Annotated in this window: 12 protein-coding genes; 7 read left to right on the top strand and 5 right to left on the bottom strand. The window is 67.0% G+C overall.

Translation table 11 applies throughout. From position 1 onward, the window contains the following. Positions 1–508 precede the first annotated feature (508 nt). The 3 genes from hda to AC1DJN_RS17655 are packed head-to-tail and all read right to left on the bottom strand — an operon-like array spanning position 509 to position 3,512. Complete coding sequence (gene hda / locus AC1DJN_RS17665) at positions 509–1,216, bottom strand: DnaA regulatory inactivator Hda (protein ID WP_032977533.1); 708 nt, start codon at positions 1,214–1,216, stop codon at positions 509–511. After that, the gene (locus tag AC1DJN_RS17660; protein WP_080149494.1) at positions 1,216–2,388 is read right to left on the bottom strand and encodes an AI-2E family transporter; all 1,173 of its coding nucleotides are present in this window, start codon (positions 2,386–2,388) and stop codon (positions 1,216–1,218) included. Before AC1DJN_RS17660 ends, hda begins: the two co-directional genes overlap by 1 nt. Next, a complete protein-coding gene (locus tag AC1DJN_RS17655; protein ID WP_223482051.1) occupies positions 2,385–3,512 on the bottom strand; it encodes a DUF2066 domain-containing protein in 1,128 nt (375 codons plus the stop codon). Before AC1DJN_RS17655 ends, AC1DJN_RS17660 begins: the two co-directional genes overlap by 4 nt. Positions 3,513–3,624: 112 nt before the next feature. Between AC1DJN_RS17655 and purM the strand changes: the two genes are divergently transcribed. From purM to AC1DJN_RS17620, 7 genes are all read left to right on the top strand, one after another. Beyond that, positions 3,625–4,683, top strand: a complete 1,059-nt coding sequence (gene purM / locus AC1DJN_RS17650) for a phosphoribosylformylglycinamidine cyclo-ligase (RefSeq protein ID WP_478039619.1) — start codon at positions 3,625–3,627, stop codon at positions 4,681–4,683. Positions 4,684–4,705: 22 nt separating this feature from the next. After that, entirely contained in the window at positions 4,706–5,203 is a 498-nt protein-coding gene (locus AC1DJN_RS17645) for a hypothetical protein (RefSeq protein WP_105163572.1), read from the top strand. Beyond that, positions 5,200–5,622 carry a hypothetical protein gene (locus AC1DJN_RS17640; RefSeq protein WP_025874007.1) on the top strand — a complete coding sequence of 141 codons (423 nt, stop codon included), beginning with the start codon at positions 5,200–5,202 and terminating at the stop codon, positions 5,620–5,622. The genes AC1DJN_RS17645 and AC1DJN_RS17640 overlap by 4 nt, the downstream gene beginning before the upstream one ends. A gap of 94 nt (positions 5,623–5,716) precedes the next feature. Continuing rightward, the gene (locus tag AC1DJN_RS17635) at positions 5,717–6,328 is read left to right on the top strand and encodes a DUF2238 domain-containing protein (RefSeq protein ID WP_170919604.1); all 612 of its coding nucleotides are present in this window, start codon (positions 5,717–5,719) and stop codon (positions 6,326–6,328) included. After that, positions 6,325–6,981 (top strand): phosphoribosylglycinamide formyltransferase, encoded by a 657-nt coding sequence (purN, locus tag AC1DJN_RS17630; RefSeq protein ID WP_442252320.1) that lies wholly within the window; start codon positions 6,325–6,327, stop codon positions 6,979–6,981. Before AC1DJN_RS17635 ends, purN begins: the two co-directional genes overlap by 4 nt. A 68-nt stretch (positions 6,982–7,049) precedes the next feature. Then, positions 7,050–7,847, top strand: a complete 798-nt coding sequence (locus tag AC1DJN_RS17625) for a DUF3108 domain-containing protein (RefSeq protein WP_442252319.1) — start codon at positions 7,050–7,052, stop codon at positions 7,845–7,847. Between the two features lie 2 nt (positions 7,848–7,849). Then, the gene (locus AC1DJN_RS17620; protein WP_032977526.1) at positions 7,850–8,533 is read left to right on the top strand and encodes a DUF3108 domain-containing protein; all 684 of its coding nucleotides are present in this window, start codon (positions 7,850–7,852) and stop codon (positions 8,531–8,533) included. A gap of 115 nt (positions 8,534–8,648) precedes the next feature. Here the strand turns inward: AC1DJN_RS17620 and AC1DJN_RS17615 are convergent, their stop codons facing one another. Both AC1DJN_RS17615 and murA read right to left on the bottom strand, forming a co-directional pair. After that, a complete protein-coding gene (locus AC1DJN_RS17615) occupies positions 8,649–8,963 on the bottom strand; it encodes an EF-hand domain-containing protein (RefSeq protein ID WP_478039617.1) in 315 nt (104 codons plus the stop codon). Beyond that, the gene (gene murA, locus AC1DJN_RS17610; protein ID WP_478039621.1) at positions 8,960–10,174 is read right to left on the bottom strand and encodes a UDP-N-acetylglucosamine 1-carboxyvinyltransferase; all 1,215 of its coding nucleotides are present in this window, start codon (positions 10,172–10,174) and stop codon (positions 8,960–8,962) included. Before murA ends, AC1DJN_RS17615 begins: the two co-directional genes overlap by 4 nt. Between the last annotated feature and the right edge of the window lie 3 nt (positions 10,175–10,177).

The following is a 10,177-nucleotide window of genomic DNA, read 5'->3' as shown; positions in this document are numbered from 1 at the left end:
GCTTCGCTCTGGTGACGACCAACGGTCGTCACCCACCACAAGCAGAGAACGTCGGATCCAAGGCAGTCCTTCCCCGGAAAGTCTCATCCACGCATGGCGTGGATCTACTTGTCGCCATCCATGGCGCCAACGACCTCTGACAAATTCCGTGCGCGTCCAGCCACGAAAAAGAAAAAGGAAAAGCAGAAGCGGGTCGCTTCGCTCTTGTGACGACCAACGGTCGTCACCCACTACAAGCAAGACACGTGTCGACCAGGGTCGACACCCACCAACAGCAGTGCAGAACGCCGACACGGCAGATCGCGGGAACCTGTCGAAGGCGGGGTGGCTCAGGTTGCGGGGGCGTGAGCGCCATGGATGGCGCGACCGAGGCTACAGGGACGTACTTGCGCCGTCCCCCGCAACCTGAGCCACCCCGCCATCCCACGGATAGCGAGCTTTTGCTGTTGACGTTGACGTTGCCCTGGCTTCGGCGGGTGCAGGGCGCAGCCCTGCCGAACCACACCCCTCAGTAACGAGGACGGCCTTCTTCCAGCACCTGGCGCAGGAACGGCACGGTAATCCGCCGCTTCGCCGCCAGCGATTCGCGATCCAGCCAGTCCAGCAACGTGATCAGACCACCCAGCTCGCGACCGGTGTGCGACAGCAGCCACTCGATGGCGGCCTCGTCGATCGCCAGCCCTCTGCGCAGCGCGCGCTCGCGCAACACCGCCGCGCGGCCTTCCTCGTCCAGCGGCTGCAACAGCACGCGCACGCATTGGCCCAGGCGCGAACGCAGGTCCGGCAGCACCAGGCCCAGTTCGCCCGGCGACTTCTGTGCGGTGTACAACACCGTCACGTCGGCAGCGCGCGCGCGGTTGTGGAAATCGAACAGCGCGATTTCATCCTCACGATTGCCTGCCACCGCATCCAGGCCATCCAGCGCCACCAGCTCGCGCTGCTCAAGCCCTTCCAGCGCCACCCGCACCCGGCCGACCACGCTGGCCAGCGGCACATAGGTCGGCAGGCGCCCGGCCTGCTCGGCGCTGGAGCACATCGCCAGCGCCTGGTGGGTCTTGCCGGTGCCGGCCGCGCCTTCCAGGTACACCCAGTCGTGGCTGGCCCCCACCGCGATGGCATGCAGCTGCGCCAGCGCGCCGTCCGGCGCGCCGATGAAGCTTTCCAGCCGCTGGTCCCGCGGGTAATGCAGGGCCAGCGGAAGTTGCGGCACACCAATCACTTCAGTTCCGGACCCTTGTCATTGCCAGGCACGATGATATGGGGCTGGTCGATCACACCATCAAGCACGATCGCGGGCTTCTCGCCGGCGTATAGCTCACTCTGGCGGTAACGCTGGTGCGCATAGCGCAACAGCACATTGCTGACCGCCGCCACCGGCAGCGCCAGCAGCATGCCCAGGAAGCCGAACAGCTGGCCGCCTGCCATCACCGCGAAGATCACCGCCACCGGGTGCAGGCCGATCTTGTCGCCGACGATGCGCGGGGTCAGCACGTAGCTCTCCAGCAGCTGGCCAACGGTGAACACCACGCCCACCAGAATCAGCAGTTTCAGGTCGAACCCCTGCGCCTGTACCAGCGCAGCCACGATCGCCATCAGGATGCCGGTGGTCGCGCCCAGGTAGGGAATGAAGCTGATCAGGCCGGCGATCAGGCCGATCAGCAGGCCCAGCTTGAGCCCGACCAGCGACAGGCCACCGGCGTAGATCACGCCCAGCGCCAGCATCACCAGGAACTGCCCGCGGATGAAGGCGCCGAGCACCTCGTTGGATTCACGTGCCAGGGTGGTGATCGTGCCGATCTGGTTGCGCGGGATCACCGATGCCACGCGTTCGACCAGCTTGTCCCAGTCACGCAGGAAGTAGAACGCCAGGATCGGCAGCAGCAACAGGTTGACCACCCAGGTCACCACCGTGAAGCCCGAGCGCGATACGTAGCCCATGAAGGTCGTGGCGAACCCGCCGGCCTGCTGCCAATGGCTGCGCACCCATTCGATCACACGGTCCGGATCCATCCACTGCATCACTTCCAGCCCGGTCTTCTGCTCGAACCAGGGAATGCCCTTCTCCATCAGCCAGGCCTGCGCCTGCGGGGCCGCGGCGATCAGGGTGCTGATCTGGCGCTCGATCATCGGCACCAGCACCAGCAGCAGCGCGACGATCACCAGCACCATTGCCACGAACACCAGCACCACGCCGGTCATGCGCGAGCGGCCGGTGTCCTCGATGCGGTCCACCAGCGGATCGCCCAGCCAGGCCAGCGCCAGCGCCAGCACGAACGGCGTCAGGATCGGCGCCAGCAGCCACACGACCCAGCCGATCAGGCCGGCCAGCAGGATGAACTTCAGCCGCCGCAGGAACTGCGCGATTTCCGCTTCCGGGGACAGGATCATCGCAGGCGGTACTCATTGCTGACCGGCGCCGGTGCCGGTGCACCGGTCGTATCGTCGATCGGCGTCGGCAGGGCCGGCAGTGTCGCCGACGGCACCAGCACGCCGTTGTCGCCGAGCATGCGGTTGAAGCCGGCCAGGCCGGTGGTCATTTCCAGATTCAGTTCCAGGTGGTCGGCGGTCGCGCGCAGCGGGGTGACGTTGCGCACCACCGCAACTTCACGCAGGCCGGCGGCCAGGCGCAGGTATTCGTCGGCGCTGTTGATGCCGGTCACCACCACGCGGTAGGTGCCCGCCTGGCCGGTGGCCGCACCGGCCTTTGCATAACGCTTGACCAGCGCGTCGGCAGCGCCATCGGCACCGGCGGCCATCGCGCGCATGGCGTTGGCGTCCTTGCTGGTCCACTTGTTCAGTTCCCGGCCGTTGTCGACGAACACCCAGTCCGCCTGCCAGCCGCCATTGGCGCGGTAAAGCTTGCCGATCAGCTGCATCGGCGGCGAATAGCGCGACGAGGCCCGCGCGACTGCGGCGCTGTCCTGGCGCCAGATGGCACCGGCCAGGGCCTGCTCGGCGGCGCCACCACTGGGCAGGCCGAGCTTGTAGCCGCGCTCGATGGCCCGGCTCAGCAGCGGCCGCGCAGCGTTGGCCTGCTGCACGCTGACCAGGCGCGGACCACTGCCGTCGTCGACGGCCAGCCACAGCACCGGCTTCGGCCGGGGCTGAGGCCACAGCGGAAGGCCCAGGGCCGACACCAGCCCGTCCACGTCATCCTCGCGGAAGCGCGCGACCAGCAGGGTACGGAAGCTCGGCGCACCGCTGGCGCCCACGCTCTGGTCCTGCTTGTAGTCGTAGCTGGCAACGTAGTCCTTGGCATTGCGCAACGCCTGCGCCACGCCGGGGCGCGACATGACGCTGCGATCGCCGGACAATTTGCCCAGTACAACGCTCAACGCGCGGGCAAGTGCACCGTTGCGGTCAGCCTCGGCTTGGCTGTTGACGGGCACTTCGGCCTCGTACGCACCACTGGCAGTGGCAACATCCCCCTCGGTTCGCATGCCGCTCTGGGCCATCGTGGCCACCGGCAGGCACAGCGCAAGGAGCAGGGTCAAAAACAGGCTGCGGCGCATCAGGACATCCATTGGCTCGACGTATCCGGGGGGAATTGTTGCCCGAATACGGCCTTTGCGCCAATGCGGCCTGTTAAAATCGGCGATTCAACCCCTGCCAGCGCCGACGCCCGTGACCAACAGCCCGTCTTCCGCCCCTTCTCCTCTCACCTACCGTGACGCGGGTGTCGACATCGACGCCGGCAACGAACTGGTCGAGCGGATCAAGCCCCTGGTCAAGCGCAGCTTCCGTCCGGAGGTGATGGGCGGCCTGGGTGGCTTCGGCGCCCTGTTCGACCTGTCSRRCAAGTACMGSGAGCCGGTGCTGGTSTCSGGYACCGACGGCGTSGGCACCAAGYTGAAGCTGGCCCASCAGCTGRRCCGCCACGAYACSATCGGCATCGACCTGGTCGSCATGTGCGTGAACGACGTGCTGGTGCAGGGCGCCGAGCCCTTGTTCTTCCTGGACTACTTCGCCACCGGCAAGCTGGACATCGACACCGCCGCCGCGGTCGTGGGCGGCATCGCCAATGGCTGTACCGAGGCCGGCTGCGCCCTGATCGGCGGCGAAACCGCCGAGATGCCCGACATGTACGCGCCGGGCGAGTACGACCTGGCCGGYTTCACCGTCGCGGCCGTCGAAAAGAGCGAACTGAAGGACGGCGCCAATGTCACCGCCGGCGACGTGCTGATCGGCATCGCCTCGTCCGGCCCGCACTCCAACGGCTATTCGCTGGTCCGTCGCATCTATGACCGCGCCGGCCGCCCGGCCGAGCTGGAACTGGAAGGCGGGGTCAAGCTGGTCGATGCGCTGATGGCCCCCACCCGCCTGTACGTCAAGCCGATCCTGTCGCTGCTGAAGTCGCACGGCGATGCCATCCACGGCATGGCCCACATCACCGGTGGCGGCCTGACCGAGAACATCATCCGCGTGGTGCCCGAAGGCCTCGGCCTGGACATCCAGGCCTCGTCGTGGACCCTGCCGCCGGTGTTCCAGTGGCTGCAGAAGGAAGGCGCGGTGGCAGACAGCGAGATGTGGCGCACCTTCAACTGCGGCATCGGCTTCGTGCTGATCGTCGCTGCCGACCAGCTCGAGGCCGTATCCGCTGCGGTCAAGGCGGAAGGCCTGGAGCACTGGACGATCGGCCAAGTGGTCACCGCCCAGGGCGGCGAACGCGTCCACATCGCCTGATCCACTGGACAAAGGAACCCGCATGGACGCACCTCCTCCCTTGTCGACGCCGCCGGCTCCGCCGGTGCTGCCGCCGAACCCGGCCGTGCCGGTGTTCGGCCCGCAGGACGCCACCCAGCTACGCCAGCTGGCGATCGGCCACTATGTGGTCGCTGGCCTGATGGCGGTGTTCTCGCTGGTCTTCGTGCTGCACATCGTGCTGGGCATCGCCATGCTGTCCGGCTCGCTGCCGATGAAATCCGGCGGTGAACCGTCATCGCCGGAAGAGCAGCAGTTCGTCGGCTGGCTGTTCACCGTGATGGGCGTCTGCATCGTGCTCGGCGGGCTGACCCTGGCAGGCTTCGTGGCCTATGCCGGCCGCTGCCTGTCACGGCAGCGCCGCTACCTGCTGTGCATGATCGTGGCGGGGCTGGCGTGCCTGTTCACCCCCATCGGCACCATCCTCGGCGTGTTCACCCTGGTCGTGCTGCTGCGCCCGCAGGTGAAAGCCGCCTTCGCTGGCCAGGCGGGTGTGGCATGAGCGATGGCATGAACCCCCCGCCGCTGCCACGGCAGACCCTGGCCGACCTGCAGACCGCAAGCCACCTGCACAACCTGAAGATCCTGTTCTACGCGCTGGCCGGCTTCCATTGGCTGGCAGCGCTGGTCTTCCTCGGCTTTGTCGGCATCGTCGCCTTCGAACGCGGAATGGACGACGGCGCGGTGCTGGCGACGGTGTACGGCGCGGTGTCGCTGCTGGCCATCGGCTTGGGCTTCCTGCAGCTGCGCACCGCGCGGCTGCTTGGCCAGCGCAGCCATCTGGCCTGGTGTCGCGGCGCGGCCTGGGCAGCGGTGATGGCCGGCCCACTGGGCATGGCCCTGACCGCCTACGCGGTGTATTTCCTGCGCAAGCCGGAGATCGCCGCCCTGTTCGACCGCGGCGACCACGTCAGCGTCTGAGCTGGCAAGCGCATGTTCCGTCTCTTCTGCTGATCGCCCCGACATGTCCACGCCCGCTGCCTCCACGCTCGCCCGCAACCGCGCCACCCACTCCCTGTCGGCACCGAAGAAGGCCGCACTGGTCGCGGTGCTGGGCATCTTCGCCGCCACCTGGATCCATCCGCTGTGGCCGCTCGAGCAGACCCTGCACAGTTCGCTGACGGTGATCGGCCTGCTGGCCCTGTGGTGGGTGGACCGGCGCTGGCAGCTGGGCAACGGCGCGTTCATCGCCATCTGCGGCTTCATCGCCATCCACTGCGTGGCCGCGCGCTGGCTGTACTCCAACGTCCCGTATGACGCATGGCTGCAGTCGCTGCTCGGGTGGTCGCCGGACGCCGCCTTTGGCTGGCAGCGCAACCACTTCGATCGCCTGATCCACTTCCTCTATGGCGTCTGCTTCACCCCCGCATTGCTGCAGCTGGCGCGACATTCCTGGCCTGCGCTGCGCATCGGCCAGGCATTCACCCTGGCGGTGATGGCGGTGATGTGTTCCAGCCTGGTGTATGAGTGGCTGGAATGGGGCATCGCCCTTGCCCTGTCGCCGGAAGCGGCCGAGGCCTACAACGGCCAGCAGGGCGACATGTGGGACGCGCATGCGGACATGCTGCTGGCGACCCTGGGCAGCCTGTTGCTGTGGCCGCTGGTACGCCGGAGCGTGGTGCGATGAGCATCCGCCGAATCGCCGTGCTGGCATCCGGGCGCGGCAGCAACCTGCAGGCCATTGTCGACGCCATCGCGGCAGGGCGACTACAGGCCGAGATTGTCGGCGTGTTCTCCGATCGTCCCGATGCGACCGCCCTGGAGCGGGTGGCAACGGATCGGCGCTGGGGGCATGCGCCGAAGGAATTCAGCAACCGCGCCGCCTACGAGCAGGCGCTGGGTGATGCGCTGGCAGCATCCACGCCGGACTGGATCGTCTGCGCCGGCTACATGCGCATTCTGGGCGCCGATTTCGTACAGCGGTTCACTGGCCGCCTGGTCAACATCCACCCCTCGCTGCTGCCGTTGCACAAGGGCCTGCACACCCATGCACGGGCGCTTGAGGCCGGCGATAGCGAGCACGGCGCCAGCGTGCACCTGGTGGTGCCGGAACTGGATGCCGGCGCGGTGCTGGCGCAGGCCCGGGTTCCGGTGCTTGCCGGCGACGATGCGCAGACCCTGGCCGAACGCGTGCTTGCGGTGGAGCATCCGCTGCTGATCGCCACCCTGGAACTGCTCTGTGCAGGCCGCCTGGCTGAACGGGAAGGCCGGCCGATGTTCGACGGTCACCCCCTGTTTAGCCCCTTGGCTCTAGATTCCGCCGGAAACCTGAACCGGTAACGCCCGTGCACACGCCCCGCTGACTGCGGGGCTGGCATCCTGCTCCCCTCCTGCGGTTCCTGTCGGCCATGAAGACCACGTCCCTGCTGCGTACAACTCTGCTGCTGCCGCTTGCCGTCCTCGCCTGTGCGGGCTGGGGCCAGGCAACAGCGCCCGCTGCGCAGGCAACTGCGGAGGTGGCGCCGCCGGTGTTGCCTGCACTGGCCTGGGAGCCGCCGCCGCTGCAGCCGTTCAGCGCGACCTACCAGGCGTTCTTCAAGGGCAAGGAAGCAGGCGATGCGACCATGCAGGTCACCCACACCGGCGGCAGCCAGTGGCGGGTGGACATGCAGGTGGTCGGCCGCCGCGGCTTTGCCAGCGTGCTCGGCCTGAACATCGAGCAGAGCACGGTGTTCGAGGAGCGCAGCGGTGTGTATGCGCCGCTCAGCCAGAGCACGGTGCGCAAGGGCCTGTTCCTGGGCAAGAAGGCGGTCGGCACCTACAACTGGCAGGCCGGTACCGCGCAATGGAGCGGCGACGTGGAAAAGAAGCGCGCCCAGCCGATTCCACTGCAGGCCGGCGACCAGAGCGCGTTGCTGATCAACCTGGCGATCATGCGCGACGCCCGTCCCGGCGCGGCCATGCACTATCGCTACGTCGACATGGGCAAGGTGCGCCAGCACGATTACCAGGCCGCGGCGCAGACCGAGAACGTCGAGGTCGGCGACCTGTCCTACAACGCGCTGCGGGTGTATCGCACCAACGGCGGCAACAATGAAACCATTCTCTGGATCGCCAACGGTGTCCCCACCCCGGTGCGCATCCTGCAACGTGAAGACGGCGAAGATCGCGTCGATCTGCGCCTGATCGAATACCAAGGAGTCTGAGCATGAACACCCTGACCCGCCCCCTGACCTGGATCGCCGCTGCCGCACTGTCGGTGGCCAGCCTGCCGGCCATGGCCCTGCAGCCGTTCAAGGCCGACTACCTCGCCAGCTACATGGGCATGCAGGCCAATGGCAGCATGACCCTGGCCAGCGAAGGCACCAACAAGTGGCGTTACAGCCTGCAGGTCAAGAACCAGCTGGCGGACCTGAGCCAGACCACCGTGTTCGAGGAAGTGCGTGGGCAGTTGCGCCCGCTCAGCAGCCAGGACCGCTCTGCGCTGCTGGTGAAGAAGCGCAATGTGCAGGCCAACTACAACTGGACCAGCAACCAGGCCACCTGGACCGGCGACATCAAGCCGGACCGTGCCGGACCGATCGCCCTGAAGGCCGGCGACATGGACGCGCTGCTGATCAACCTGGCCATCGCCCGCGACCTGGCCGCCGGCAAGCCGCTGACCTATCGCATGGTCGACGAAGGCCGCATCAAGAACATGACCTACCGCGTGGTGGGCAAGGAATCGGTCACCGTCGGCGGCAAGAGCTACGAGGCCACCAAGGTCTCGCGCACCGACGGCAACAAGGAGCTGATCGCCTGGATCGTGCCGGAGTTCCCGGTGCCGGCGCGCATGCTGCAGCGTGAGAGCGGCCGCGATGCGCTGGACCTGACCATCAAGGCGATGAACTGACCGACCGCGCTGCGCGCTCGCCGGGCATGGCCCGGCGCTACCGCCCAACGTCGATCCACGCCATGCGTGGATTCATGCCCCGCACACAAAAACGCCCGCTTTCGCGGGCGTTTTTTCATTTCTTCGTTTCTTCCGCCGGCTTGAACTCGGTGCGGCAGTCGACCCGGATCTGCTCGCCCGTGGATCGGCGCACGAACGTGCGGCAATGGCGGTTGCCGTCCTGGCTGTCGTTCACCGCAACCGCGTAGAACGACTGGATGATCTCGTCACGGCTTACCGTGCCGTCGCCATTCCAGTCCATGTCCTTCTGCTCGATGCCCTTGGTGATGGYGATGTTGGCGTACCAGGCATAGCCCAGCCACGCCAGCACGATCAGCACCAGCACCAGCAGCGCCTTGCGGCGACGGCTGAACCTGCCGCGCAGGATCATGCGGCCACGCGCCGGATGGTGGCGCCGAGCGAAGACAGCTTTTCTTCGATGTTTTCGTAGCCGCGATCAAGGTGGTAGATGCGATCGATGGTGGTATCGCCATCGGCCATCAAGCCGGCCAGGATCAGCGACGCGGACGCGCGCAGGTCGGTTGCCATCACCGGTGCACCGCTCAGGCGCTCGTGACCACGCACGATGGCCGTGTGGCCTTCCACCTGCACATCCGCGCCGAGGCGCAGCAGCTCGTTGACGTGCATGAAACGGTTCTCGAAGATCGTTTCATTGATCACGCCCACGCCGTCGGCCACGCAGTTGAGCGCCATGAACTGCGCCTGCATGTCGGTCGGGAACGCCGGATACGGCGCGGTGGTCAGGTTGACTGCCTTCGGCCGCTTGCCGTGCATGTCCAGGGTGATGCTGTCTTCGGTGGTCTCGATGGTCGCGCCGGCTTCCACCAGCTTGGCCAGCACCGCGTCCATGGTGTTCGGGCGCGCACGGTTGACGGTGACCTTGCCACCGGTCATCGCTGCGGCCACCAGGAAGGTGCCGGTTTCGATGCGGTCGGGCAGCACTTCATGGCGGCCACCGGACAGGCGTTCGACGCCTTCGATGACCAGGCGGGCGGTGCCCAGGCCTTCGATCTTCGCGCCGAGAGCGATCAGGCAATGCGCCAGGTCGGTGACTTCCGGTTCCATCGCCGCGTTGTCGAGGATGGTGGTGCCTTCGGCCAGCACTGCGGCCATCAGCACGTTCTCGGTACCGGTCACGCTGACCATGTCGAAGGTGAAGTGGCCACCCTTCAGGCGCTTGGCGGTGGCCTTGATGAAGCCGTTCTCGACCACGATGTCGGCACCGAGTGCCTGCAGGCCCTTGATGTGCTGGTCGACCGGGCGCGAACCGATCGCGCAGCCGCCGGGCAGCGATACTTCGGCCGCGCCGAAGCGGGCCAGCAGCGGGCCCAGCACCAGGATCGAGGCGCGCATGGTCCTGACCAGTTCATACGGAGCCACATGCTGGTTGACCGGACGCGGGTCGACCACGATCGCGCTGCCACGCGAGAGCGTGCCCTGGTCGATGGTCACGTTCGCGCCCAGTTCGCCCAGCAGCTTCACCGTGGTGACCACATCGTGCAGATGCGGCACGTTGGTGATYTCCACCGGCGCATCGGCCAGCAGGGTGTTGGTGATCTCCACCGGCGCATCGGCCAGCAGGGT

This window comes from Stenotrophomonas sp. 05L414_2 (assembly GCF_056397905.1).
The sequence above is the reverse complement of the archived record's forward strand: the minus strand, read 5'-3'. Positions and strand labels throughout refer to the sequence as shown.

What these genes read in the sequence shown, in the direction of transcription:
- AC1DJN_RS17660 (WP_080149494.1), bottom strand. Translation starts at nt 2,388, where the DNA reads ATGATCCTGTCCCCGGAAGCGGAAATCGCGCAGTTCCTGCGGCGGCTG.
- AC1DJN_RS17655 (WP_223482051.1), bottom strand. Translation starts at nt 3,512, where the DNA reads ATGCGCCGCAGCCTGTTTTTGACCCTGCTCCTTGCGCTGTGCCTGCCG.
- AC1DJN_RS17645 (WP_105163572.1), top strand. Translation starts at nt 4,706, where the DNA reads ATGGACGCACCTCCTCCCTTGTCGACGCCGCCGGCTCCGCCGGTGCTG.
- AC1DJN_RS17640 (WP_025874007.1), top strand. Translation starts at nt 5,200, where the DNA reads ATGAGCGATGGCATGAACCCCCCGCCGCTGCCACGGCAGACCCTGGCC.
- purN (WP_442252320.1), top strand. Translation starts at nt 6,325, where the DNA reads ATGAGCATCCGCCGAATCGCCGTGCTGGCATCCGGGCGCGGCAGCAAC.
- AC1DJN_RS17625 (WP_442252319.1), top strand. Translation starts at nt 7,050, where the DNA reads ATGAAGACCACGTCCCTGCTGCGTACAACTCTGCTGCTGCCGCTTGCC.
- AC1DJN_RS17620 (WP_032977526.1), top strand. Translation starts at nt 7,850, where the DNA reads ATGAACACCCTGACCCGCCCCCTGACCTGGATCGCCGCTGCCGCACTG.